Below are 24,498 nucleotides of genomic sequence, written 5' to 3' on the forward strand. Positions count from 1 at the left end.
TACGTCCGCTACGCTCTACTCCGGTAGAAGGGGAACCAAGGGCTGTTGCCCTTTTCTCCCCAAAGAAAAAAAGACACAACCGTGTCCTCGCCCCAAAGAAGGGGCTGCGGGCCGCACCACTTGTGTATTTTTTTCTTTTCCCCTTCCAATCCCATTCCTCGCCGGAAGGTCAGGGTTGATGCTCAACATCAACCCATATCAATTAAGAGAAGTGGATTAAGAAAATGGAAAATACAGTGCAAAAACAAGATGTTACACGTGAAACAATCAGATCACATGAAACAGGATATTGGGATGCACGCAAAGAAGCTTTTGCCCAAATAAAGCAGCTAAAAGTTCTTTGCCGTCAGCTAGAGAATTGTGAGCGTGACGTTAACCGCACCTATTTTTGCATGATGTAAGGTGTTACGTTGTTTCTGTTGACGTTCCAGGGCAGCAGAGCTTCAAAGTCTTCGACGGTTTTTGCTTTAGGTAATTGGGTAAAAATGTGTCGAAGATATGAATATGGCTCGATCCCGTTAGCCTTGGCGGTCTCGACGATAGAGTAAAGATTTGCACTGGCCTTGGCACCATTTTGGGATTTTGAGAACAGCCAATTTTTCCTTCCTATTACAAACGGCTTAATTACGCGCTCCATTTCATTGTTATCAATTGGCAAGCGGCCATCATCAAGGTAGCGAATGAGCCGAGGCCACTGCTTATCAATGTAGTGCAAAGCCTTGCCAAGTAACGATGTCGGCGGCACCGACGATTTGACCTTGGTAATCCACTCTCTCAAGTCTTTAAGGATTGGTTTGGCCTTTTCCTTGCGTAATAGCCGACGTTCGTTATCGCTCATGTTTTTTGCGAGCTTTTCAATGCGGTACAAAGCTCTGATGGCCTCCATGGCATGATCGGCAAGGCCGGGTTTTCGCCTTTTGGACTTCTTCCGTGCCTTGATGACATCATTGAACTTACGCCGGGCGTGAGCCATGCATCCGACGCCGATGATTGTGCTGTCGGATGTCACATTCAGATAGACCTGATATCCATCACTAACAAGATACCCAGTGTAACCTTCCAACAATCGCCTTGCCACATCCTCCGCCCTGGAGGGATCGTAGTGGAACAGGATCACTGGCTGGTCCGGAGGGCCTCCTTTTTGCCCCCACATGTAGGATTTGCTTTGAGGTTTTTTCCCAGGTTCTTTCAAGACCTGAACGCCAGTCTCATCCATGGCAATGATATCGTAGTTTAGGAGATGGTCGGTAAACAGATTAATCAGGGGCTGAACAAGATCACCACATTTGATCACCCACCGCGAGAGTAATGTACGGTTAAACTCCACACCGGAGCGGTTCAGAACAGGTACCATACGATAGAGAGGCAGGCCATCCACATACTTTCCCGTTACCACATAAGCAAGAAGTCCAGCAGAAGCGATGCTTTTGGGGATGGGCTGTGGTGGCAAGGGCGCGATTGTTACGCCTTCTTCGCATGATTTACAGGCGTATTTGAAACGCACATGCTGAAGAACCTGCATTTTAGCCGGAATTATATCCAATTGTTCGGTGACTTCTTCCCCAATTCTGGCCATAAGACCACATCCGCAAGCGCAAATCTTTTCTTCTTCGGGGATATCGTGTTCAATCCGCACACGGGGCAAGTCTTTTGACAAAGAGCGGCGTCCACCCCTTTTACGGGTATGAGCTGGAACTTTGATCTCTTTATCATCGTCTTCTGCCCCTGTGTCGTCCTCAGCCGCTTCCTCTGCTTCATCAAACAAGAGACCTTGCTCTTGCGGGGATGTCTTCTCACTGGAAGCGGCAAACTGCTGATGACGCAATAATCTGTTTTGCTCTTCAAGAATATCAATACGCGCATGAAGACCACCTATTAAAATACGTGATTCTTCAAGGCTTTCAGGGAAAGAAATGGGCGCTTTTGACATAGCCGAAGTATACCAAATTTATACTCTTCAAAACAGTATAAAGTGCTGTAAATATTTAATATATCTCCGAATAATTTACAGGCTTATGCTCTTTCACATGACGGAGGTCAACACCATCCAGCAACCAGTTCAATTGGCGACCACTGAGCTCTATACGGGCTCCTTTGCTCAAGTGTCGTGGCCAATGAAACCGATCTTTTTCAAGGCTCTTTTGCCACAAACAAAATCCGTTTTTCTCCCAGTAAAGTAACTTGACCTTGTTGCTTAGACGATTAGAAAAAACAAAGAGGTAGCCAGAGAATGGATCAAGGCTGAGGATGTCGTCAACAAGCATCGACAAACCATTTATGCCGCGACGAAAATCAACGGGATTTGCGCAAAGATAAATGACGGGCAAAGCATCTGAAGGCCGCCGCATCACAGACCTTCAAGTGCATCTACAATAGATGTTAAATCCGATGTTCTCCCCGAAACAGGCCATTTGACTTCTAGCCCGTTACGAAGGCAAACCTGACAATACAATAAGCCTGGGCCATCAGCTGAACCATTTACAATCTTGTGTAAATTTTCATCTCGACTAGAAACAACAAAAAGACCCCGCTTAACAAGCTCCCCCTTTTGATGATAAAAATCCTTCAGGTCAAGATCGTGTGCCTCGGCATAAGCTTTCATGCCCACCCCGTTTAACTCACACGAACGCGCATGCTCAAGCCAATGGAATTCTGTTCGCGATAAATCGTTCTCAATTGCTGACATTAAACGCTCCATTCAAAAGAAAAATGAAGCATAACCATTATTCATTAGCTCAAACAGATGCGGTTAACGTCACGCTCACGTAACAACGTACTACTCGCCAAAAATTTTACATCCCCCAAACCAAAGCTATCCTGAACATAATTTTTGTTACCAACGTATCTTACGGCCAACAAAACAAGTCCCACAACAGCACTTGAAAAAACAAGCTCCACAGCCGTAAACATTACCCAATTCAAGCTCCAGTGATAGAGTAAGGCAACCAAACCTAACGGCAAAGTCAACACATCCGGTAAATATCCTGTTCGCGCATCGATGTACGCCAAAGCAAAAACCAATAACACAATTACCACCGTTAATGCAGCCGTTAGGGTTTCCAAATTAGTTACTCCAAGACAAATTCTATGAGTTCTAAATCTTCGTGAGCGTGACGTTAACCCCATCTTTTTGAGTTAAGTCGCAGCAAGTATGCTTCATTTTTTCCTTATGAATGGAGTAGCTTAATGTCCTCAGTTGATCAAAAATTATCGCCTACAGAAATTCAGTGGCTGTCTCATACGCGTATCTGTGATCAGAGTGGACTTGGGATGAAAGCTTATGCCGAGGCCCACGATCTTGATCTGAAGGATTTTTACCACCATAAAGGTGAACTGGTTAAGAAAGGTCTTTTTGCTGTTACAGGTGTGGATGAAAATTTGCATCGGGTTTTATCTGGTTCAGAAGATATCCCAGTACGACTGCATTGCCTGGTTATCTTGCGCAACGGGCTTGAAGTTAACTGGCCTGTGTCGGGCCGGACATCAGATATGACATCCATTGTTAATGCCCTTGAAGGTGTCTGATGCGCCGACCTTCGGATGCTTTGCCTGTTATTTATCTTTGCGCGAAGCCTGTGGATTTTCGCAAAGGGATAAATGGCTTGTCCATTCTTGTAGATGATATCCTGAGCCTTGACCCATTTTCAGGTCATCTCTTTGTTTTCAGCAATCGCCTAAGCAACAAGATAAAAATGTTGTATTGGGAAAAGAACGGATTTTGTATGTGGCAGAAGAGCCTTGAAAAGGATCTATTTTCATGGCCTGTTCATTTGAGCAAAGGAGCCCTGATTGAGCTCAATGGCAGGCAACTGAACTGGCTTCTGGATGGTGTTGATCTTCGCCATGTGAACGAGCATAAATCTGTGAATTACTCGGCAATATATTAAATATTTATAGTACTTTATACTATTTTGGTGAGTATAAATTTGCTATACTCCGGCTATGTCAAAAGCGCACTCCAACCTCCTGGAAAGTAATGAAGAATTGCGGGTATTAAACCGTGGGCTTCATGCGCGTATTGATATTCTTGAAGAGCAAAACAGGTTGTTGCGGCATCAACAGTTTGCCCCCTCCAGTGAGAAGTCAGTCCCTGAACAACAGGGCCATTTGTTTGATGAAGCTGAGGAAACGGCTGAGGATGGCACCGAGACAGAAGACGACATTGGGGAAATTGCAGTTCCAGCTCACACTCGTAAAAAAGGTGGGCGCCGTTCTTTGTCTGAAGACTTGCCTCGTGTCCGGATTGAGCACGATATCCCAGAAGAACAAAAGCTTTGCGCCTGCGGGTGCGGCCTCATGTCCAGGATCGGGGAAGAAGTCACCGAACAATTGGATATAATTCCCGCTAAAATACAGGTGTTACAGCATGTGCGCTTCAAGTACTCCTGTAAATCATGCGAAGAAGGCGTAACAATTGCACCTCTGCCGCCACAACCCATACCAAAAAGCATCGCATCCCCAGGGTTGCTGGCTTACATCGTAACGGGAAAGTATGTGGATGGCCTGCCCCTCTACCGTATGGTACCTGTTCTGAACCGCTCCGGGATTGAGTTTAACCGGACATTACTCTCCCGGTGGGTGATCAAATGTGGCGATCTGGTTCAGCCCCTGATCAATCTGTTTACTGATCACCTTTTAAACTACGATATCATTGCTATGGATGAGACCGGGGTTCAGGTGCTGAAAGAACCAGGGAAAAAGCCTCAAAGCAAATCCTACATGTGGGGACAAAAAGGTGGGCCTCCGGATCAGCCGGTCATTCTATTCCACTACGATCCATCCAGGGGAGAGCACGTGGCAAAGGGATTGCTGGAAGATTACACCGGTTATCTTGTCAGTGACGGGTATCAGGTCTATCTGAATGTGACATCCGACAGCACAATCGTTGGGGTTGGCTGCATGGCTCACGTTAGACGCAAGTTCAATGATGTCATCAAGGCACTAGAGAAATCCAAAAAGCGAAAACCTGGTCTCGCCGACCATGCTATGAAAGCGATCAGGAGCTTATACCGTATAGAGAAACTGGCCAAAGACATGAGCAATCACGAACGTCAGAGATTGCGTGAGGAAAAGGCCAAACCAATCCTTGAAGACTTGAGAGAGTGGATCACCAAAGTTATATCGACGACCCCGCCGACATCGTTACTTGGTAAGGCTTTGCACTATATCGACAAGCAGTGGCCGAGGCTCATTCGCTACCTTGATGATGGCCGTCTACCAATTGATAACAATGAAATGGAGCGCGTAATCAAACCATTTGTTATAGGAAGAAAAAATTGGTTGTTTTCAAACTCCCAGAACGGGGCAAAGGCCAGTGCAAATCTCTACGGCATAGTGGAGACGGCTAAGGCTAACGGCATCGAGCCATATTCTTACCTACGACATATTTTTACTGAGTTACCAAAGGCTCAAACCGTCGAAGACTTCGAAGCTTTGCTACCCTGGAACGTCGACAGAAACAACGTAACACCTTTCATCAGGCAAAAGAACCTGTAGTTAACGTCACGCTCACAAATCTTCCAGTATATCATCGACGACATCATTAGAGCTTACTTCAGTGCCGTCAGCTTTAAGCGGAGTTGTCAGCCCTTGAGGCTTATTCTGGGACAACTCCGGGAAAGGCTTTCCCATAACAGCCTTGTAGTTTTCGTCGTAGTTCGTGGTGTTTTGGTCGTGGTTGATCTTTAGGCCCTTAGGCAAAACAAGATCAGGGCATTTCTCCAAGGCCCACGCAGGCCAGGTGTCTTGTAAATGACCGACAACCAAACGACGCCATCCTTTTTTACGCTTATACCATCGTTCCAAAATGTTATTTTTCTCATCGTAAACAGGAATGGAACGCGTATCGTTACCATTGGTGGTTAGCAGAATACCTGAGCCAAAAAACTGTTTGGTCAGACGCCACTTATTCCATTTAGGGTGGCCCTGAAAGGTTTTGTATTTGAGTGTTGTCGAATTTTTTGAAACTGGTCTGGCCGAACATTGGAACTCTGTTCCATCTGATGCGAGATAAGATACGAAAGGCAGCTTTTTTGCTTCATTTGAAATTTCCCAGAGCGGTGTTTTACCAACAAAAACCTTACCAGAGAGAATTTTTTCAAATTCTTCGATGCTGTGGCTGTTTTGTGGTTTGGCATAGGCTGTACCTGAAATAACCAGGCCAACTATTGCAACTAAGTTAAATATTTTTTTCATTTTAAGCTCCTAAAACTTATTACTTCTATCGCGGCCGGCGTCTGCATCGCCATTACTGGGGCCTTCGTGGTCGTTTGTATCGCCGTCCTGAGCGGTTCTTCCATCGCCGTCATGATCGCGTCCATTGTCGTTATCACCACCGCTTGAACTGCCGCCCCCTGAGCTACCGCAGGCGCCTGATGTACTTGAAACAAAACGGCCACCTTGACTACATCCACACCATTTCCGGCCTTCTTCTCCGCCGCCTTCACGTGTTCTGCAAATGATTGGTATTTGCCGACAGGAGTATGCTGTCGTCTCCCACGCAGGTGCTTCATAGGTCCCTGTTTTGTAGTCAGTGAGAGTGCGCAATTGAGTTTGGCTGATACTGCCAGTATGCCCCGCAGGACAACCCACCGTTCGGTTAACCTGCTTTGTACATTCCATAAGAGATCCGCTCTAAAAATATCAGGAAGCTATTTTCAGTCATTCAGCAGCTATTGGTGTAATCTTTTTTATCGCTCTTCCTTTTTTTGCTTCGGCGATTTTTAGATCATATTTATTTTGTAAATTTAACCACATTCCTCTTGTTACAGAGAAGTACGCTGAAAGACGCAAATCCATTTCGGCAGTAATAGATCTTTCTCCTTTGAGAATTTTTCCAAGCCCAGATTGACCCACACCAATTTCTTTGGCTAGCCTATAAGCCGTGAGAGCATACTCATCCATATAAAGACCGGAAAGAATTTCACCTGGATGAGTAGGTGTCTCAGGTTCCGTGACAGGGTATGTTGCTTGACTGGTCATGTTAAGTCCTCATATATCTCTGGAAACAGTTATCAAGAATGATAGTCCACAATCTGCACTCTGTGGGCGTTGTTGTCTTTCCATTCAAACACAATACGCCATTGGTCATTAATTCTGATCGAATACTGATGCCGACGATTGCCTTTCAACTTTTCTAATCGGTTTGATGGTGGTTGGCGTAAATCCAAAACATCAAGTACCGCATCAAGAACAAGGAGTTTCATATGAGCTTTCTTGGCAATATCAGCAGGAATGCGTTTATGGCTTTTCTTCTGAAAAAATACCGTCGTTATTTTGTCACCAAAGCTTTCAATCATTCGTTTTCCCCCTTGTTTTTGCAAAATACTATCCTGTTAGGATAGTGCCGTCAATAAGATACAAGGTAAAAAAGAACCGGTAATACTAAAAGCTACTTACTCAACCTGCTAATGCAGCCGTTAGGGTTTCCATTATTTCTGCCATCTCAAAACAATGTTGCAGGTCTTCTCTGTGTCCTGAGGATTTTCCACCAGACACTTTTTAATTCTATCAACATTCTTGTCATAGAGTGAAATCGCGTACTGCTCTTGCAAGGTCAATACCCGACCACCAAAACCATTGGTAAAATAAAGCACAACCAATAACGTAACAGCAACAATCACACATGCCCCTGCAAACAAGCCAACCATACGCCAAACATGATTTTTTAGTGTTTTATCTATTACGTATTGAAATCGGCTTGTTTCCTTGGCAACACCAGATAAACCATCATGAACGCACTCTATGATATCCGCCTGAGCAGCACGACTGGCATGTTCTACATCACGCATGGTAAGTAGCCTGTCCTTAATTTTATTTAGTTCTTTCAAAATATCGTCAAAGGGATTTCCATCGTCCTCATTCACTGTATTTTGTTGAATCATTGCTTCTGAAGATTTTATGTCATTTGTCATTTAGAGTGCTCCTTTTAGTCTAATTGTAAGGGCCTGAAATCATCCGGGCTTGGGCTTGAAATCATCGGAAATTTGGACCCGAATTAAATGAAACTATAAATTAGTCTCGGCTCGAATTAAGTGATAATGAACCCGAATTAAATGAAACTGAGCTTGAAATCATAAAGTTCGGCCCACTTTAAGTGAAACTATAATTATTGCCTCAAATGTAGTTATACAGGCAAGCCAGCATTGCGCATCTCAGAAGCAAGCTCGTCTGTTCTTTCAGGGCCCAACTTACTTTTGAGAAATGCCCTCATAATAGGAAGACTCGTTTCAAATTGTACTGCCAAATCCTTTGGCGTGTAGCCCATTCTTGCAAGCCTGGCATCAAGGTCCTGAAATCCTGGTGAAATTATTTCTTCAACAATTTCTTTTGTCACCGTTGGCTCACCAACTCTGAAAGCATTTATAAAAGACCTGTTCAGGTGTTCGCTGAACTGGAGAGGTGTTGCCAGATGTTCAGCCATAAATTCCCGTGCGTCTTCAGAGATAACCTGATCGAGCTTTGTCTCTTTAGTGAGGCATTGTTCGAGTAACCAGTCCAAAAACTGAGGCCTCTCATCTCCAATACCACTAAAGTCAAATTTGATAGTCCGATTGCCGATCTCTTCCATAGTCGGACGCTTTAGATTGTTTTGTAGTCTGGGATGGCCAACCAGCACGATCGAGAAAACGGCTGGTTCTTCATTCAAAATTTCCATGAGCCGTTTCAAACCGTTAAGTGTGTTCCCATGAAGGTCGTGAGCTTCATCAATAAAGAGAACAACCGGCTTTTTTCTTTTGCAGATCAGTTCCAGCAGTACTCGTTCCCTATTTTCAGGTCCTGGAATTTTAAAATCCAGTTTACCTGAAACATCAAGGAAAAGTGCTGTTAAAAGAGAGGGGAGAGTAACACGATTTCTTTCAACGGACAGGCTTCGGGCAACGATAATTTTCTTATCTGTTTTGATCTCTTTTCGTAACCTGTTGATCATCGTCGTCTTACCCGTTCCAATTGGCCCGGTGACGGATATTAATTTCCCGGAAAGTAAAGCTACCCGAATATCATCCTGTAGCTGTTTTAACCGAGATGTCTCGTAATATCCGGCCAGAGACCAGTCCTGGATAATACTAAAGCGTTCCATAACCTGAGCCGTTAACAATTTTAGTCTCCCTTTGCTATGCGGATAAACCTCTTATAAACAAGGTCTTTAATCGTTTTCTTGTCTAAAGTATTCTCTAAAAGATCTGTAATGAATGTGAGGTCTTCTGGCGACAATTCAGCAAGTGGCTTTCCGAGTTGATCCGCAATCCCTCTACGAGCACTAAGTGTATTGGAGAACGTAATCTCCCCCCACGGATCCGGATCCTGAAATGTGATTTTAGGAAACTGGATAATCTCAGCAGGCAGGGTTTCCAGCTGTAATCCACTAAGGGCAGCTCTCGGGATCGTTATATTTTCAGCGAGAGAGGCGACAGTGTTTGCTCGTTTGTCCCGGGCAGAGCGGGCGTGCTTTCTGTAACGATGGAGAGGTATTGGACCTCCTGACGGTCGGTAGGGACCATAATGCTTCTCTTCCCATTCAACATAGAGCTCATGATCAAAAAGCCCCCACCAGAGAGTAACCTCTTCTCCTGAAAGGCCAGGGTCCACTTCATAGGAAGTACCTCTTATTGTTATGTGAGCATCAATCCCAACCTTCCGGTGTTCCGGCTCCCTGGCAAACACACAATAACGTTGCCAGGAACACATTTCCCGGATCCCGGTTTTTGGTAAATTTGAAAGCCAGTCTTCAATCCTGCTGTGAGGTTCCCGGCGATGATCCTTTTCATTATATCTCTTGATATAATTCACAAGCCAGAGGTTGGCCTCTGCCTCGGTTTCCGGCTTGTGAAAATGATATAAAGTTTCGTGGGCTTCCTTGACTGTCCTGAACGGACGCTCAACCTTGCCTTTTGAGCGGGCCGTTGTTCGTCGTCCGTCAGATCCAGCCGGTAGATGCGTTTTCCAGTCAACGCCCAACCGCTCCATCATGTTCTGGAAAACAAGGCTCTTTGCAACGGGACCATTATCCATGTAGATCATTTTTGGAATGCCTTGAAACGGCGTGTCTTCCTTTGGGGCCATGGCATTGTACAAAAACAGTAATGCTGTCTCAGCATCTTCGCCATATACACAGTGATATTCCTGATAGGCGACACCACTCCGGTCATCAACGACGCTGAATAGTAGAAGGGTTGGTTGTCCTTTGTCGGGATTAATCCACTCAGGTTGCTTGATATGTTTGAGATCAGAATAACTAATATCGAACTGCCAGAGTTCATTGGATTGTTTGGCTTCAAACCTGACAGCTGCAGGAGCACGGACCATTCTGGCATGGTCATAACCAAGTTCACTCATCCAACGATTTACAGTTGATTTCGTTAAGAGCCCTTTCTCAGTCTTAATATGTCCAGTTGGTGTTTCTACCCCAAATTTTTCCAGTATTTCAATAGCCCTGCCTGTCGAGATATGACGTCCCTGTTTATTACTTGTCCTAATCTTTAAGGCAGCGATAATCTCGCAGTACCGTAGTTTGTCAGCCTCATCTATTTTTCTCGTATGCCCTCTATCAGATCGACTTAGTCCTTTTGGTTGATTCAATGCCTTGAGCGCTCGATAAACTGTTACAGAACTAACATCAAATAACTTTGCAATTCGAGTAACCTCTTCTTGACGCTGCGGAGATCTTAATGGCAAAGACGCCAGCTTGGCTCGTAGAGACAATAAAGTTTCCGCTGGCAGAAGGGTTCCTTTACGGCCCATCGGAAAATTCCTCGACATAGGTGTAAAGCGTTTGTTTGGATATCCCCATTAGCTCACATATCTCTTTGACAGTGTGGTCTCGGGATTTGTAGAGACTGACGGCATGTTGGCGTTGCTTGGTCGCCAGCAATTTTGGACGACCACCCATTCGACCTCTTGCCCGGGCTGCCTGTAAACCTGCGTGCGTGCGTTCTCTGATCAGCGCTCGCTCAAATTGGGCAAGAGCGCCAAACATATGAAATACCAGTTCACCGCCGCTTGAATTGGTATCAATTGATTCTTGCAAGCTTTTGAGACCAATCCCGCGTTCACGGAGCTCTTCTGCACGAATGATAAGGTCTTTGAGAGTTCGCCCAAGACGATCAAGCCGCCAGACAACGAGAGTATCTCCATCACGGAGTTGTTTGAGTGCTTCCTTTAAACCTGGGCGATCAGCTTTGGCACCGCTTAAGGTGTCTTCAAAGAATTTTTCACAGCCACAGGCATGAAGAGCATCCCGTTGTAAATCAAGATTTTGATCATCGGTTGAAACGCGCGAATAGCCAACTAACATCAATATTGTCCGAGAAACCGTAAAAGAGGCTATTACTTATACATTGATTGCTAGTCTTAGTACATTGACTAAATGGCTCTTCTCCGCTTTGTTGAGTAGATTTAGGATTTCAAATAGAGCATAGATTGATTATCTGGAATGGATGATTGTCTAATTTTGAGTTTGAAGTATTCGGTATCCTTGATGCCTCTGGCTCGCTTACGGATCATTCCTATACTGACATTACCAGCCTCTATCCTGGCGCTTGTGAGCTTGTGTTTGGCGTAGTTGCAGATGCCCACACAATGTTTCCGTAGGGATTTCGCGAACTTTTTTAGATAGAGCATCTGTGACTGATCTGCTATCAGGCACCAACGTTCCAGTTGATCCGCCATCGCCTCAAATGAAGCGGCACTCCACAGCAGCTGAAGCTGTTCTTTCAAGACGTAAAGTGCATTCAGGTTGCTATTGCTCTCCAGCAACCTTTGCAGCTTGTCACTTTGTTTTTCACTCAACTTATCCGCATTTTTGAGCAACAGATAATGCGTCCCTTTCATCAACTCTTTACCACTTGGATCGGCCTTTCTGAACTCAAGTCGACGCTGATTATGGATAGCTTTGCTGTAGTTTTTCATGACGTGGAAACGGTCAAATACTATGTCGGCCAACGGCAAGGACTCTCTGACAGCCTTTTGGTAGGCAGGCCCCATATCCATCGCTACGGCCTTTATTTTGCAGGCTGTATCTGGTTGCAGTTGTTTCAAAAACCTTGAAAAAACCTCGGCAGTTCGGCCTGCTTCAACCCAGATCAGATGACCGCCAACCATATCGTAGACCACCGTCATGTAGTCATGACCTTTCGCCCGGGCAACTTCATCTACACCAATATATTCCAAGCCAGTTAGCTCTGCAGGATCAAGCGTAGGGAGAGTTTCAATAAGGTATGCCCTGTCGATATTCTTGACCGTTTCCCATCGTATATCCAAATGTCTGGAAACCGCTTGAATAGACATATGCCGACATAATCCACTGATCAGTCGGCAAAATCGGTGAGTGAAACGGCACCCTTTATCAACAAAATCACACCCCTCAATGCGGCGTTCGCCCTTGTTAATATAAACCTGCGCCAGCTCAATCTCGACCACACAAGGATACCCAAAAAGGGGGATGTCGTTTACTTGTCGGCGGACATGCTGGTTGATGCTTCCCTTCTGGCCTGTAGCAGGGTCTATAGCCCTCCTACGCGCGTCTCGGCTGCAGTGAATGACAATCTTAACACCGCCGTCATCCAGTTTAATTTCATTTACACGTTGCCCTTTGAGGCCTAAAATATGCTGCGAGATGTTGATTGTCATATACCTGCTCTATGTAAAGTTATCAGAAACCATACATATCAACAGGTTACTTGGCGGTCGGCATCTTTTTCTACTCAACAAAGCGGAGAAGAGCCGACTAAATTTTTGTGGATTATCAATAAAGGGGCCTGACCACCACTCAAGGGCTAGAAAACCTTCCTTTTCTTGACCATACAATATGTAGAACCAGGCACAAATGAAGTCATTAACAAGTCTAATAACGTGGTAGAAAAAATATGAAATTTGGGAAAAATTATAGTATCACTTAAAGTGGGCCGAACTTTATGATTTCAAGCTCAGTTTCATTTAATTCGGGTTCATTATCACTTAATTCGAGCCGAGACTAATTTATAGTTTCATTTAATTCGGGTCCAAATTTCCGATGATTTCAAGCCCAAGCCCGGATGATTTCAGGCCCTTACAGCTATGGTCAAGACTGACCTTCGACAGGTAGATCTGGCGGAGTTGAACGGTAAAATTGCTGGCACGACCGTTCAGGGTAATGTTCTCGCTAACCTTTATGGGGACAAGCCTCAAATTACAGCGAACTTAATTACAGGAACGCTTAACCTTAATAAATTACTCCCTACCGCCCCAAGAGGCGGAGCATCAGGCGGGGCGAGTGGAGGGGGGAGTTTCACATCTGCTGGGCTTAATCGACGCTGGGATCATAAGCCTATCGATGTATCAGGGTTATCTGTATTTGATGCTAATATAGCCCTTATTTCTGATGCTATTATCCAAGACAATACCAAGGTTGAGAATGTACAGGCTAAAGCGGTATTAAAAGACAGAGTATTGACTGTTTCTCAGTTCCAAGGGACGGCTTACGGTGGGCCAATATCGGCAACTGGAGTGTTAAAGGCAGAAGAGAAACTTGATCTGGATATTGATTTCACCGCTGAGAACATAGAAAGCAACAGGCTGTTGAGGACTGCTGCAGACTTTAAGAGGGTTTCTGGTCCACTCTCTTTATCTGGTAAACTCAAAACGTCAGGAAACTCGGAAGCAGAGCTTGTACAGTCTCTTGCAGGCAACGGTACAATAAAAGGTGTTCTCAAAGCCAAGGTTAAAAAGGAAGAAGTCGTCGGCGGCGCTTTGTTAAGTATTCTCGGCACAAAACTACAAGGAATACAGGGAGTGGGAGACGCGACGACAACCTTGTTACAGTCCTTTGCTGGCCAACCTGCAAATTTGAATGGTACTTATGTGATCGGGAACGGTGTTTTACGGAGTAATGACCTCAGACTAGATGGTCACAATGCCAGTGTGTTTACTTCTGCAAAAGTCGATCTTCCTGCATGGTTAATTAATAGCCAGAGTGATTTGTTTCGATCAGGAGAAGATCCTACAAAACCTTATATCACAGTACTTCTTAAAGGACCTTTGGATAAGCCAAATCCAAGGATAAAAGGCCTGTTTCTTCAGTCGAAATCGACCAGTAATCCTTTGCAACAAATACTTGGTATTGAAGAAAGTCAGCCCGCAGCTGTTCCTGAAGGAAGCTCGGGCTCTACTGAAACAACAGAACCTGTTGTTGAAGAGAAAAAGTCAAAAAAGAAAAAGACTAAAGATATAATAAAGGGAATTTTAAAAGGTCTGGGCGGATAGCACTAAGTCTCTACTGATACAGACTCATTTGTTTTTTGGCAGATTTGTTTTTGATTGAAGTTGGTCTTGTAAATTCCTCAAAACCAGCACCCTGAGCGTACTCGATAGATTGCCTGTCCTGGCTTCATCGATTTTCTCGATAAACTGGTTGATTGATAGCCCTTCACTTTTGGCCATTTTTTTTACTTCCAGCCAAAATATCTCCTCAAGGCTGAAGCTTGTCCGATGCCCTGCAATCGTAACCGATCGCTTTTTTACTTCTTCTGAACGAATAGTTTCAGGCATTCTGATCGTCCGCTGTCGTTTAAAGAATGGGAGCAGCTCATTAGAGCCACTCCCACTTAAAATATCTATACTTATATAACGTTAGGCTTTACGAGGCCCAACCATATTTTCTGGGCGAACTTTTTGATCAAACTCTTCCGCGGTTAAAAGGCCGAGTTCAACAGCAGCTTCTTTTAGGGTGCTGTTTTCTACATAAGCTTTTTTCGCAACCTTCGCAGCATTGTCGTACCCAATATGGGGGTTCAACGCTGTTACCAGCATAAGTGATTGTTGCATCAAGCTCGTAATACGCTCTTCGTTGGCCTCGATGCCATCAATGCAGTTCTCACGGAAGGAATCACAAGCGTCGCCGATTAATTTGGCAGACTGGAGAAGGTTGTAGATCATCACGGGTTTGAACACGTTAAGCTCAAAGTGCCCATTGGATCCTGATACTGTAATCGTGGTGTGATTTCCCATTACCTGTGCACAAACCATTGTCATGGCTTCTGCTTGGGTAGGGTTAACCTTGCCGGGCATAATTGAAGAGCCTGGCTCATTTGCGGGGAGTAAAAGCTCGCCAAATCCACAGCGAGGACCAGAACCGAGAAGTCGGATGTCATTGGCGATTTTCATTAGGGATGCCGAGAGAACATTCAGGGCACCTGATGATTCAATAATCGCATCATGAGCGGCTAAAGCTTCAAATTTATTGGGAGCCGTCGTGAAAGGCAGTCCGGTAATAGAGGATACTTGTGCGGCGAATTTCTCAGCGAAACCTTCTACAGAATTCAAACCAGTACCAACGGCTGTTCCGCCCTGAGCCAGTTCAGCAAGACGTGGCAGAGTATTTTCGATACGGGCAATTCCGTATTCGATTTGCTTGGCGTATCCTGAAAATTCCTGGCCGAGGGTAAGGGGTGTTGCGTCCATAAGATGGGTACGGCCGATTTTGATGATTTTGTCGTATGCCTTTGCTTTGGCGTCCAATGATGCATGAAGACGCTGGAGTGCGGGTATGGTTTCTTCACTTAGTTGTCTGACACCTGCAATCGACATTGCGGATGGGAAAGTATCGTTGGAAGATTGACCCATGTTGCAATGGTCATTTGGGTGTACGGGGGATTTGCCACCGCGTTCTCCAGTAAGGAGTTCGTTTGCCCGACCCGCGATAACTTCATTGGTGTTCATATTGCTCTGTGTACCAGAACCTGTCTGCCATACAACAAGTGGAAAGTGATCCGTCAACTCTCCGTTGATCACTTCCTGAGCTGCCTGACAAATCGTTTCACCTAGTTTTGCATCAAGCACGCCGAGCTCTATATTCGTTTTTGCCGCAGCTAGTTTTTGAGTACCAAGAGCCTTGATAAGGGCCGGGGGCATCTTTTCCCCGCCGATTTTAAAGTTCTGGAGAGATCGCTGGGTTTGTGCGCCCCAATAACGATCTGCAGCGACTTCAATTTCGCCCATGGAATCAGTTTCTACGCGGGTTTTTCCTAGGTCGGACATGCTGGTTTTCCTTGTTATTGTCTGGCAGCAGATTTGTACGTCTGGGTCGATCAGGGAAGATGCCTTCAATCAAGATCAAACTTTGTATGTTGCGGCGCAGTATACACAGAATGCGCCATGGGATAACAGTACATCTCGGTAAATTATTTTTTTACGGGCTTTTTCTTTCTTTTTGCACGTTTGGATACCGTGATCGCTAGTTCAGCCCAGTATAAAAAGGTTTCATGGTCTTCCCAGCCTATACTGGGAACGAGCCAGTATGACATTTTGATCGGCTTACTTTTACCTTCGTAAGTAAAGGGTTCGCTTCCTGCGTTGGAAAACAGGCTTTCTGTCTCTTTGTCTGTCTTGAGATAAATTTCGCCATAGGCCTCAAGAGCAAACATAATATCCTCAAAATATAGTCCATGCCCGCCAAACATGGGTTTGACACTGACGTGGCCTAGGGGAAGACAAAGGTTGATGGTTTCTTCCACGCAACTAGGGAGCTTTTTCATAAACTTACCTTTTGTATGAAATGGTCGATTTCTTGAACTGCAATCGCCCAGTTCCCGGCTTGGGTAAAGCCTGATCTCTTTCTTGGTACAAGGCTGTGATCGCCATCTTGTGACCAGAAGATATCTATATTGGAGGCAAGATCATAGTCTTGGACTTCTTCTGGCTTGCCAAAAGGATCTCTGTCTCCTTGAACGATTAAGGTTGGGGTCGTTAAGTCTCTTAAGTGCTCTGTTCTTGTTTTTTCAGGTTTTCCGGGAGGGTGGAAGGGGTAGCCAAGACAGACAACACCGGTGACCTTTGTTTCATCGGCGACCATTGAAGCCATGCGACCCCCTAAAGATTTGCCCATGATAATGAGAGGGCGATCGGAGTGTTGTTTGATTACGCTCTGCCAAAAGTCCAGTAATAGAGGGGCTCTGTCAGGAGGTCTTTTTTTTCCGGTCATCCTGCGCTCTGCCATAAAGGGAAACTCAAACCGACGAACGGAATAATCTAAATTGCCGAGTTCTTCTGCAATTACATTCATAAAATCCGTGTCCATTGCCGCACCTGATCCGTGTGCAAAGAGTATGGTTGCTTTCCCTTTGTCAGGGCCGTTGTGAAGAAAATTGATGCTTGTCATGAGCCTTTAGTGTATATTTTTAATAAGTTACGACTGATTTATGCACAAAGCCACGGTACAGAGCATGAGCGATATCCGCCAGAAAGATTTGTCGAGTAAGTCTGTTCAAGACATGGATTCGGAAGAGCGCAAAGAAATGCGCCGCCGATTTGAAGAGTTTGCCAATCAAGTCGGCAAAAATAATGAGTCTATTCTTGCAACACCAGAAAAGCCAAAAAAAGTAGTGAAATGGGACCCCAAAACAATGGGCCGTAGCTCCACTAAGAAGGATTAATTCTTCTTTTTAAGTCTCGCTAATTCGGATCAGTGTTGGTTAGTAGACAAAATTAAAGGCCCTTGATGGGGCCTTTAATTCAATAGTTGATTGTTCTCTTGTTACGAAAACCAATGACGCGATGCTACTTTTTTCGGAAAGTATCCAGGGTAACAATGTTGTCGCCACTTTCCGCCTGTTTTTTCTTGGCGGCTCTTTCCGCGGGACTGGCATCCGCATTTGCTATGGTGTCGCTGCCTTCAAAACCTTCTTCATCAAAGTCTTCAAGAAGGTCTTCGAGATCTTCAAGCTCTTCTTCGAACTCTTCGCTGTCCCCGTTGGTAATGTCAAATTGAAGACCAAACCGGACGGATGGGTCTGCAAAGGCAACAATTGCTGAGTAGGGGATGCTCATGCGTTCAGGTACATCTGAGAAGCTTAGAGTAATGCTGAAGCCATCTTTACCGACTTCCAAATCCCAAAACTGATATTGAAGAATGATGGTCATTTCACCAGGATAGCGTGCTTTAAGGTGATCTGGGATGATCACATCTTCCTGCGCCGTCTTAAAGGTGATGTAAAAGTGGTGATCACCGGGCAAGCCATTTTCTGCCGCATATTCGAGGGATTCCCGAACAACGTTCAAGAGGGCTTTTTCGACCATGTGGTCGTAGCGAAGTTCGCTTTCTGAAATCTCGTTATTTCCCGACATACCGCTGTCATTCCGGACGTTTGATCGTCCTGAGTATTGTTTATTCTTTATCTACTTAACCAGCATACCCCTAGTCAGCAGACATTAAAAGTGGGAGCTTCTGTTGCCAGGTGCTCCCGAACCCCGCCTAAGCTTGTGAAAACCTAGGACTTAAAAGCGGTGCTCAGACTGCAATTAAGCAGCGAGAGCAACCCCACGAGAATTGTCATTTGCAATTACTCAAAACGGCCCGATAACGGCGGAACCATGCCGGGCACCGAACAAATCTTTACTACGCGTGTCGATCCTATTTCGCCCCCATAAATCTCACACGTAAAAAGCTTGTGTGAGGAAATGGTGGAGGCGCCGGGTACCGCCCCCGGGTCCACAACGCTTATTTCATAAGCCCGTTTAGCACCATAGACGGCCGAAGCCGACACCTTGAATATAGTAACTATCTATAGGACTTCACAAGGGTAGATCTACAAAATGGGCTATTTTCTTTGGCACTCATCACCTGTTAGGAAGGTAATTGCCCTTGCAGACCGATCTTGTGGAGAATATCTGGATCAATCCGCAAGCTCTGGTAGGAACGAGAGGTCGACGAGGTGTTTATCGGGATTGTCCCTGTTGATAAACACGGTGATGTCTTTGCCCTCTATGTATTGGGTAGGGTCGTACCAGATATTATTGCTTTTAAAGATGTGAACTTTACCCGTGATTGGGTTTTGCCACTGAGTGATGATTTGAAAGGGATGCCGATTGTTGTAGGTAATTCTTCTATTTTCGATGATGGAATCAAACTTAGTTATAATGGGAGAACCATGGATTCTTAAATAATGATTCTGTTTTGTTTTTAGGTGGGTAAACAGGATTATCCCGCGCCCGATCAAGCTGAAGGCCACACCAAGAAATCCAGTGAGTAGAGGGCCGAACCACAAAGAGAAAAAGCTATTTATCTGTGCATTGTGAGGGACTTCCGTATCGTAGAGAACTTCTATGATTTCCCCTTCAGCAAAAGATGCAGGGTTCGAGCCTACAGAGGAAATAAACTCAATGATTTCGCCGCTATCGGATGTGAATTGTACCCTGGGTCTATAGACGTAACTCGTATTTGATGTCGTGGACGAACCGCTGGATGATCTTTCAAGAACAAGCTCGGTTACTTTTCCGGTAGCATGTTGCGCACTGTCGATGAATTCAGATGTGAAATATGCCCAAATGAGTGCAAAGACAAGCAGTACCAAGCCGATACCGGCAAAGGTGAACTTGATAACGGTGAGGGCCTTCATAATACTCCCATCTACGGCTACACAGCTGTTTGTAAAGCAAGATAACACAAATAACGTAACTGATATTAATTGTCAGGACTTGTGAATAAAGGACAGTTATCAAAAACTTCCCTAATTACAATCTCTCCGGTTGATTAATACATCTACTCCCGTGATATGATCACGGCCAAGTCATCCCGGATTCTGCCCCTTAAAAAGTGAAGGAAAATTAATGCATCAGTATCTCGACCTTATGAAGGACGTTCTTGAAAACGGCACTGAAAAAGGGGATCGGACGGGTACTGGCACCATTAGTGTCTTTGGTCGACAAATGAGATTTCATCTCGATGATGGCTTTCCCTTGATGACGACGAAAAAACTTCACTTGAAATCAATGGTTCACGAGCTTCTTTGGTTTCTGTCCGGTGACACAAATATCCAGTACTTGAAAGAAAACGGGGTGCGGATTTGGGATGAATGGGCGGATGAAAATGGTGATCTTGGCCCGGTTTATGGCCATCAATGGAGATCCTGGCCAACACCTGATGGGGGGACAATCGATCAGATCTCGAATTTGATGGATCAACTTAAAAATAACCCGGATTCACGTCGCCATATTGTTTCGGCCTGGAATGTTGCTGAAGTTGATAATATGGCTTTGCCGCCTTGTCATAGCCTGTTTCAGTTTTACGTGGCCGATGGAAAACTATCCTGCCAGCTCTACCAAAGAAGCGCGGATATCTTCCTGGGCGTCCCTTTCAATATCGCTTCTTATGCACTCCTGACCTGCATGATTGCTCAACAGTGTGATCTCCAGCCGGGGGATTTCGTCCACACCTTCGGTGATACTCATCTCTATACCAATCATTTGGAACAGGCCGAAATCCAACTTAAGCGCGAGCCCTTGCCGCTTCCGACCTTACGCATAAATCGTAAGCCGGACAGTATTTTTGATTACCGATACGAAGATTTTGAGATACTTGGTTACGATGCACATCCTCATATCGCGGGAAAAGTTTCAGTATAGAAAATCAAAGTTAAATGTTTAAAATATAATAATTAGGGAACAATCGATGCTATTTGAAAATTTGGGTACGCCATCCCTGTTATTAGATAAGGATATACTTGAGGCTAACCGCAAAATTATGCAGGAGAGGGTGGAAGAAGCGGGTATTAAGCTTCGCCCTCACATGAAAACAGCCAAATCGATTGAAGCCTATCATCTGGCAACGGAAGGTGGATTTGACGGAATTACAGTGTCGACCCTTACTGAAGCTGATTTTTTCGCAAATGGTGGCGTGACAGACATTCTTTATGCCGTTGGGATTGTGCCTTCCAAACTTGCAGAGGCTCAACGCATTCAAGATAAAGGCGTCAAGCTAAGCCTGATCACAGATAATCTGTCTGTTATTACAGCTCTTGATGATGAAGCCTTGCGGTTGGAAACCACTTTCCCAATTCTGATTGAGATCGATAGTGGTGGGCAACGTGGTGGTGTATTAACAGAATCAGATGATTTGATTGCAATCGGGAAGGCGCTTAAAGCTTCCAGACGCCTTAGTCTCGAGGGCGTTATGACCCACGCTGGTCATTCATATCACTGTACGACACCTGAAGAGATCTCAGAGATTGCTGAGCAAGAACGTTTAGCCGTGGTAAATGCCTCAAAGAGACTGTTGGCAGAAGGGTTGCCGTGTCCGGTTGTAAGTGCGGGCTCAACTCCGACAGCTGTATTTGCAAAGAGCTTCGAAGGTCTGACCGATATTCGTCCCGGCGTCTATATGTTCGGCGATGTCGATCAGATGTTTATTGGAGTTTGTCGTTCTAATGAAATTGCCGCATCTGTGCTTGCTTCCGTTATCGGTCACAATAAAGCGGCCAAACGCATCTTAATTGATGCCGTAGGTCTGGCCCTTTCCAAAGATACAAGTGCGAGTGAGTTCTCCTCTCATACTGGTTATGGTCTGGTTTGTGATCTCTCTGGGAAAGTTCTTGAGGAACTCTACGTTGAATCCGTTCATCAAGAGCACGGTTTGATTGCTTCTGTGAGTGGAGATCTGCCTTACGAAGACCTTCCGGTGGGAAGCCGGGTCCGCATTCTCCCTATTCACGCCTGTATGACAGTGGCCGCCTATGAACAATACGAGGTTCACAGTTCTGATGGAGAATTGCTTGCCAAGTGGGATCGCGTAAACCGCTGGTAGTGGTCATGTCTGGAAGGATTTGTTGATGGCTGCTCTGTCGCGCGTGCGTGATGTCCTTATTTTTGTTGGCTTGATGTGGGCTGTCTTTTTCCTCAATTGGGCGGTATCTGGAAGCTTGAATAATTACGGGCTGTTACCGCGTAGTATTCATGGCCTGCCAGGGATAATCGCTTCTCCATTTTTACATGCGGACTATGCCCACATAATTTCCAATACGATTCCTTTACTGATCATGGGAAGTTTTGTTGCCCTTGAAGGAAGATGGCGGTTTTGGATTATTACTGGTGCAATTGCTCTAATCGGTGGTGGCCTGGTCTGGCTGGCGGGACGGTATTACGTGCATATTGGGGCCAGCGGTGTGGTTTATGGTTTATTCGCCTATGTGCTCGGTCGAGCCTGGTGGCAAAGGAACTTCGCTTCAATACTGTTAGCGATCGTCGTTTTAGTTTTGTACAGCGGCTATATCTCTTCGCTGTTTATTCCAAGGGCTGGGATTTCATTTGAAGGCCACATCTTTGGATTCTTATCCGGTGGTTTGGTTGCTTATGTCTCCTGGAAACGTGAAAAGCCACGGCGGGTTGCATAGGTTATTTAGCCGTGGCTCTTATATATTTGCGCCCTTACTTAAGTTAGTAAGAAGCCCTTGGCATAGGGATCTCTGTCGTTGATGAAGATGTTGTTGAGACCATGAATTCTGGCCCAACCTTCAATTGAGGGAATAATTGCATCGTATGGACCGGCCTTTGTTTTATCTTCGACCCGGCCTCTGAAGAGGCTGCCAATGATGCTCTCGTGGACAAAATCTGATCCAACTTCGAGCTCTCCACGTGCCGCAAGTTGTGCCATCCTTGCCGATGTTCCCGTTCCACAGGGAGAGCGATCAATCCCTTTGTCTCCATAGAAAACAGCGTTTCTTGCATGGGCTTCTGGGTGAATAGCTTTACCTGTCCATTGCAGATGTGAGCAACCGCGAATGCGGTCATCTCCCGGGTGTACGAAATCATACTTGTCGTTGATCAGGTTTCGGATAAGCGGGCTAAGGCGCTGAATATCTCCGGGGCTAATATCGCTTAAATCACCATAATTTTCCTGTGGTTCAATGATGGCATAAAAATTCCCGCCATAGGCAACGTCAAATCGCAGCTTTCCAAACTCAGGAACCTCAACCTCAAGGTTGGTCGAGTGCAAAAAGGAGGCAACGTTTCTAATACGAACGGATTCAACATACTCGCCATCCATTTTATATTCTGCGATGACAAGACCTGCAGGGGTATCCAGACGTAGGACACCTTCTTCTCTTGGCTTTACAAGACCCCGTTCAATCATAATTGTTACGGTACCGATGGTGCCGTGGCCGCACATGGGCAGACAGCCACTGGTTTCGATAAAGAGGATGCCAATATCGCAATCGTCCCGGGTGGGGGGGTAGAGAATACTCCCCGACATGATGTCGTGGCCACGTGGTTCAAACATTAAGCCGGTTCTGATCCAGTCGAATTCTTCGAGAAAGTGAGCGCGGCGCTCTAACATTGAAGAACCGTTCAGCAAGGGGCCGCCACCAGCGACTACCCGAACAGGGTTTCCGCAAGTATGTGCATCAACACAGAAAAATGTATGGTTTGCCACGGTGTTATTCCTCAGGACAAAAAGTGTAACTAGTCAAAACGATTAATATTAAAGGCTGTCAGATCGAACGCTGTAGGGCGTTTTGCGATCAAATCGGATACGGCACGTCCTGTTACGGCACCGCCTGTAATACCGAGATGGCCGTGTCCAAAAGCATAGTGAACGTTGTCATGGTGGCGAGAAGGGCTAATGACAGGAACACTGTCAGGTGTGGATGGCCTGCGCCCCATCCATTTCGTGCCACCATCGCTGTTGAGGCCCGGTAAGTATCCGTTGGCGAGGGTAAGCAGGGTTTCACATCGACTATAATTGGGCTCTGCGTCTATTCCCGCAAATTCCACAGCGCCACCGATGCGCAATCCTATATTCATAGGCGTTGCAACAAACTTGTCTTCGGCGAACTGAACCATATTGCTGAGTTCAACGCCGGGTGTGGGAAGTGTCGTGTTATAGCCACGTTCAGTATCCAGAACGAAGTTGTCTCCGAGTTTTTTGGATAAACGCGTGGACCAGGCGCCGGCAGCAACGACGAGGTGGTCAAACTCGAGAGCCTGTCCTCCTTTGGTGCGTGCGGCTTTTGGTTTGTTATCTTTATATTCGATAGCTTCAACTTCATCGGTTAGATGAGTGCCGCCGTTATTTCGAAACTCTTTAGCAAGCCCTTTGACGAGATCAGCAGGGTTGGCAAAATGTCCCCAATTTGGCAGGTGCATGCCACAATGAGCTCGTTCACCGAGGGCTGGTTCACGATCAAGGATCTCTTCTCTGTTTAGGAGATTGAACTCGACACCATATCGTTTACTCAAATCCCAGAAGTAATTATCTTTAGAACGCCCTTTTTCACTTTTGTAAATCACCAACGAACCTTCTTTTTTCAAAAGGCCCTGGATCCCGGCATTGCCTAATAAAGGTTTGTAATCCTCGAAAGCATTTTGAACAAAAGCAGCCATTGCTTTGGTGGATTTTTCAACTTTCTTCTGGTTACTTGATTTCAAGAACAGATAAAGCCATGGGAAAAATTGAGGCAGATAAGACATTCGAAGGCTTAGAGGCCCAAGAGGATCTAGCAACCACCTCGGTACGTCTTTCCAAAGCCCCGGAAGTGCGAAGGGAACAATTTCTGTTGCGGCAATAGCACCGGCATTGCCACAGGATGCTCCATCACCGAGCGGGTCGCGCTCAATAATGGTGACATCATGACCATCTTTGAGCAGGTAATTTCCGCTGCAAAGGCCAATAATGCCTGATCCAATGATCAGAATTCTTTTTTTTCCATCACCCATCCGGGGTCTCCAGATAAACTACACTATTTAAGTGATAAG

31 protein-coding genes and 1 other RNA gene are annotated in these 24,498 nt (G+C 45.5%); 10 read left to right on the top strand and 22 right to left on the bottom strand.

The annotated features are described in order from the left end of the window. The first annotated feature begins 224 nt into the window (after positions 1-224). Positions 225-401: a hypothetical protein gene (locus ACOGW3_RS00650; RefSeq protein ID WP_419901183.1), complete on the top strand. Its 177-nt coding sequence runs from the start codon at positions 225-227 to the stop codon at positions 399-401. Here ACOGW3_RS00650 and tnpC (ACOGW3_RS00655) read toward each other — a convergent pair. Genes tnpC (ACOGW3_RS00655) through ACOGW3_RS00670 form a run of 4 tightly spaced genes read right to left on the bottom strand, consistent with a single transcriptional unit; the run spans position 383 to position 3,063 of the window. After that, complete coding sequence (tnpC, locus tag ACOGW3_RS00655) at positions 383-1,930, bottom strand: IS66 family transposase (RefSeq protein WP_419901110.1); 1,548 nt, start codon at positions 1,928-1,930, stop codon at positions 383-385. The genes ACOGW3_RS00650 and tnpC (ACOGW3_RS00655) overlap by 19 nt on opposite strands. 55 nt (positions 1,931-1,985) lie before the next feature. Next, positions 1,986-2,348, bottom strand: a complete 363-nt coding sequence (tnpB, locus tag ACOGW3_RS00660; protein WP_419901111.1) for an IS66 family insertion sequence element accessory protein TnpB — start codon at positions 2,346-2,348, stop codon at positions 1,986-1,988. Further along, a complete protein-coding gene (locus ACOGW3_RS00665; RefSeq protein WP_419901112.1) occupies positions 2,348-2,686 on the bottom strand; it encodes a hypothetical protein in 339 nt (112 codons plus the stop codon). Before ACOGW3_RS00665 ends, tnpB (ACOGW3_RS00660) begins: the two co-directional genes overlap by 1 nt. A gap of 44 nt (positions 2,687-2,730) precedes the next feature. After that, positions 2,731-3,063, bottom strand: coding sequence for a prepilin peptidase (locus ACOGW3_RS00670; RefSeq protein WP_419901184.1), 333 nt, complete (start codon positions 3,061-3,063; stop codon positions 2,731-2,733). 123 nt (positions 3,064-3,186) lie between these two features. On the opposite strand from ACOGW3_RS00670, the gene ACOGW3_RS00675 reads away from it, so the two are divergent. Genes ACOGW3_RS00675 through tnpC (ACOGW3_RS00685) form a run of 3 tightly spaced genes read left to right on the top strand, consistent with a single transcriptional unit; the run spans position 3,187 to position 5,496 of the window. After that, complete coding sequence (locus ACOGW3_RS00675; protein ID WP_419901185.1) at positions 3,187-3,525, top strand: hypothetical protein; 339 nt, start codon at positions 3,187-3,189, stop codon at positions 3,523-3,525. Further along, positions 3,525-3,887 carry an IS66 family insertion sequence element accessory protein TnpB gene (gene tnpB, locus ACOGW3_RS00680; protein WP_419901186.1) on the top strand — a complete coding sequence of 121 codons (363 nt, stop codon included), beginning with the start codon at positions 3,525-3,527 and terminating at the stop codon, positions 3,885-3,887. Before ACOGW3_RS00675 ends, tnpB (ACOGW3_RS00680) begins: the two co-directional genes overlap by 1 nt. A 55-nt stretch (positions 3,888-3,942) precedes the next feature. Further along, positions 3,943-5,496 carry an IS66 family transposase gene (gene tnpC, locus ACOGW3_RS00685; protein ID WP_419901187.1) on the top strand — a complete coding sequence of 518 codons (1,554 nt, stop codon included), beginning with the start codon at positions 3,943-3,945 and terminating at the stop codon, positions 5,494-5,496. A gap of 12 nt (positions 5,497-5,508) precedes the next feature. On the opposite strand, the gene ACOGW3_RS00690 is transcribed toward tnpC (ACOGW3_RS00685), so the two are convergent. The 9 genes from ACOGW3_RS00690 to ACOGW3_RS00730 all read right to left on the bottom strand — a co-directional run bounded on the left by ACOGW3_RS00690 (position 5,509) and on the right by ACOGW3_RS00730 (position 12,627). Next, complete coding sequence (locus ACOGW3_RS00690; RefSeq protein WP_419901188.1) at positions 5,509-6,195, bottom strand: hypothetical protein; 687 nt, start codon at positions 6,193-6,195, stop codon at positions 5,509-5,511. Between the two features lie 9 nt (positions 6,196-6,204). Next, on the bottom strand, positions 6,205-6,621 hold the full coding sequence (locus tag ACOGW3_RS00695; protein ID WP_419901189.1) for a hypothetical protein: 417 nt from the start codon (positions 6,619-6,621) through the stop codon (positions 6,205-6,207). 39 nt (positions 6,622-6,660) lie between these two features. Then, a complete protein-coding gene (locus tag ACOGW3_RS00700; protein ID WP_419901190.1) occupies positions 6,661-6,981 on the bottom strand; it encodes a HigA family addiction module antitoxin in 321 nt (106 codons plus the stop codon). Between the two features lie 32 nt (positions 6,982-7,013). Then, positions 7,014-7,298: a type II toxin-antitoxin system RelE/ParE family toxin gene (locus ACOGW3_RS00705; RefSeq protein ID WP_419901191.1), complete on the bottom strand. Its 285-nt coding sequence runs from the start codon at positions 7,296-7,298 to the stop codon at positions 7,014-7,016. A gap of 132 nt (positions 7,299-7,430) precedes the next feature. After that, on the bottom strand, positions 7,431-7,913 hold the full coding sequence (locus ACOGW3_RS00710) for a hypothetical protein (protein WP_419901192.1): 483 nt from the start codon (positions 7,911-7,913) through the stop codon (positions 7,431-7,433). A 212-nt stretch (positions 7,914-8,125) separates the two neighbouring features. Next, on the bottom strand, positions 8,126-9,097 hold the full coding sequence (locus ACOGW3_RS00715) for an AAA family ATPase (RefSeq protein ID WP_419901193.1): 972 nt from the start codon (positions 9,095-9,097) through the stop codon (positions 8,126-8,128). A 2-nt stretch (positions 9,098-9,099) separates the two neighbouring features. Continuing rightward, on the bottom strand, positions 9,100-10,719 hold the full coding sequence (locus tag ACOGW3_RS00720) for an IS481 family transposase (protein ID WP_419901442.1): 1,620 nt from the start codon (positions 10,717-10,719) through the stop codon (positions 9,100-9,102). A gap of 10 nt (positions 10,720-10,729) precedes the next feature. Continuing rightward, a complete protein-coding gene (locus ACOGW3_RS00725; protein ID WP_419901194.1) occupies positions 10,730-11,293 on the bottom strand; it encodes a recombinase family protein in 564 nt (187 codons plus the stop codon). Positions 11,294-11,394: 101 nt separating this feature from the next. Continuing rightward, the gene (locus ACOGW3_RS00730) at positions 11,395-12,627 is read right to left on the bottom strand and encodes an ISL3 family transposase (RefSeq protein ID WP_419901195.1); all 1,233 of its coding nucleotides are present in this window, start codon (positions 12,625-12,627) and stop codon (positions 11,395-11,397) included. Between ACOGW3_RS00730 and ACOGW3_RS00735 the strand changes: the two genes are divergently transcribed. Beyond that, entirely contained in the window at positions 12,614-12,796 is a 183-nt protein-coding gene (locus tag ACOGW3_RS00735) for a hypothetical protein (RefSeq protein WP_419901196.1), read from the top strand. The two genes, ACOGW3_RS00730 and ACOGW3_RS00735, sit on opposite strands and share 14 nt — an antisense overlap. Positions 12,797-13,053: 257 nt before the next feature. Then, entirely contained in the window at positions 13,054-14,238 is a 1,185-nt protein-coding gene (locus ACOGW3_RS00740) for an AsmA-like C-terminal region-containing protein (RefSeq protein WP_419901197.1), read from the top strand. A gap of 24 nt (positions 14,239-14,262) precedes the next feature. Here ACOGW3_RS00740 and ACOGW3_RS00745 read toward each other — a convergent pair whose 3' ends face one another. The 4 genes from ACOGW3_RS00745 to ACOGW3_RS00760 all read right to left on the bottom strand — a co-directional run bounded on the left by ACOGW3_RS00745 (position 14,263) and on the right by ACOGW3_RS00760 (position 17,131). After that, positions 14,263-14,523 (bottom strand): ribbon-helix-helix domain-containing protein, encoded by a 261-nt coding sequence (locus ACOGW3_RS00745; RefSeq protein WP_419901198.1) that lies wholly within the window; start codon positions 14,521-14,523, stop codon positions 14,263-14,265. 81 nt (positions 14,524-14,604) lie between these two features. Further along, a complete protein-coding gene (gene fumC / locus ACOGW3_RS00750; RefSeq protein WP_419901199.1) occupies positions 14,605-16,011 on the bottom strand; it encodes a class II fumarate hydratase in 1,407 nt (468 codons plus the stop codon). 143 nt (positions 16,012-16,154) lie between these two features. Further along, positions 16,155-16,508 (bottom strand): TfoX/Sxy family protein, encoded by a 354-nt coding sequence (locus ACOGW3_RS00755; protein ID WP_419901200.1) that lies wholly within the window; start codon positions 16,506-16,508, stop codon positions 16,155-16,157. Beyond that, positions 16,505-17,131: an alpha/beta family hydrolase gene (locus ACOGW3_RS00760; protein ID WP_419901201.1), complete on the bottom strand. Its 627-nt coding sequence runs from the start codon at positions 17,129-17,131 to the stop codon at positions 16,505-16,507. The genes ACOGW3_RS00755 and ACOGW3_RS00760 overlap by 4 nt, the downstream gene beginning before the upstream one ends. A 64-nt stretch (positions 17,132-17,195) precedes the next feature. Between ACOGW3_RS00760 and ACOGW3_RS00765 the strand changes: the two genes are divergently transcribed. Beyond that, on the top strand, positions 17,196-17,405 hold the full coding sequence (locus tag ACOGW3_RS00765; RefSeq protein ID WP_419901202.1) for a hypothetical protein: 210 nt from the start codon (positions 17,196-17,198) through the stop codon (positions 17,403-17,405). 124 nt (positions 17,406-17,529) lie between these two features. On the opposite strand, the gene ACOGW3_RS00770 is transcribed toward ACOGW3_RS00765, so the two are convergent. From ACOGW3_RS00770 to ACOGW3_RS00780, 3 genes are all read right to left on the bottom strand, one after another. Continuing rightward, complete coding sequence (locus ACOGW3_RS00770) at positions 17,530-18,096, bottom strand: SspB family protein (protein ID WP_419901203.1); 567 nt, start codon at positions 18,094-18,096, stop codon at positions 17,530-17,532. A gap of 89 nt (positions 18,097-18,185) precedes the next feature. Continuing rightward, positions 18,186-18,553, bottom strand: a transfer-messenger RNA (tmRNA) gene (ssrA, locus tag ACOGW3_RS00775). A 91-nt stretch (positions 18,554-18,644) separates the two neighbouring features. Beyond that, a complete protein-coding gene (locus tag ACOGW3_RS00780) occupies positions 18,645-19,367 on the bottom strand; it encodes a DUF3592 domain-containing protein (RefSeq protein ID WP_419901204.1) in 723 nt (240 codons plus the stop codon). Positions 19,368-19,578: 211 nt separating this feature from the next. Here ACOGW3_RS00780 and ACOGW3_RS00785 point away from each other — a divergent pair, with 211 nt between their 5' ends. The 3 genes from ACOGW3_RS00785 to ACOGW3_RS00795 are packed head-to-tail and all read left to right on the top strand — an operon-like array spanning position 19,579 to position 22,136. Next, on the top strand, positions 19,579-20,373 hold the full coding sequence (locus tag ACOGW3_RS00785) for a thymidylate synthase (protein ID WP_419901205.1): 795 nt from the start codon (positions 19,579-19,581) through the stop codon (positions 20,371-20,373). A 46-nt stretch (positions 20,374-20,419) separates the two neighbouring features. Beyond that, positions 20,420-21,550 (top strand): alanine racemase, encoded by a 1,131-nt coding sequence (locus ACOGW3_RS00790; protein WP_419901206.1) that lies wholly within the window; start codon positions 20,420-20,422, stop codon positions 21,548-21,550. A 25-nt stretch (positions 21,551-21,575) separates the two neighbouring features. Next, the gene (locus tag ACOGW3_RS00795; protein ID WP_419901207.1) at positions 21,576-22,136 is read left to right on the top strand and encodes a rhomboid family intramembrane serine protease; all 561 of its coding nucleotides are present in this window, start codon (positions 21,576-21,578) and stop codon (positions 22,134-22,136) included. Between the two features lie 38 nt (positions 22,137-22,174). Here the strand turns inward: ACOGW3_RS00795 and ACOGW3_RS00800 are convergent, their stop codons facing one another. Next, positions 22,175-23,176 (bottom strand): 4-hydroxyproline epimerase, encoded by a 1,002-nt coding sequence (locus ACOGW3_RS00800; RefSeq protein WP_419901208.1) that lies wholly within the window; start codon positions 23,174-23,176, stop codon positions 22,175-22,177. Between the two features lie 29 nt (positions 23,177-23,205). Next, positions 23,206-24,459 carry an NAD(P)/FAD-dependent oxidoreductase gene (locus ACOGW3_RS00805; RefSeq protein WP_419901209.1) on the bottom strand — a complete coding sequence of 418 codons (1,254 nt, stop codon included), beginning with the start codon at positions 24,457-24,459 and terminating at the stop codon, positions 23,206-23,208. Positions 24,460-24,498: the final 39 nt, after the last annotated feature.

Source organism: Kiloniella sp. (assembly GCF_965205715.1).
In the GTDB taxonomy this organism is placed as follows: Bacteria; Pseudomonadota; Alphaproteobacteria; order Kiloniellales; family Kiloniellaceae; genus Kiloniella.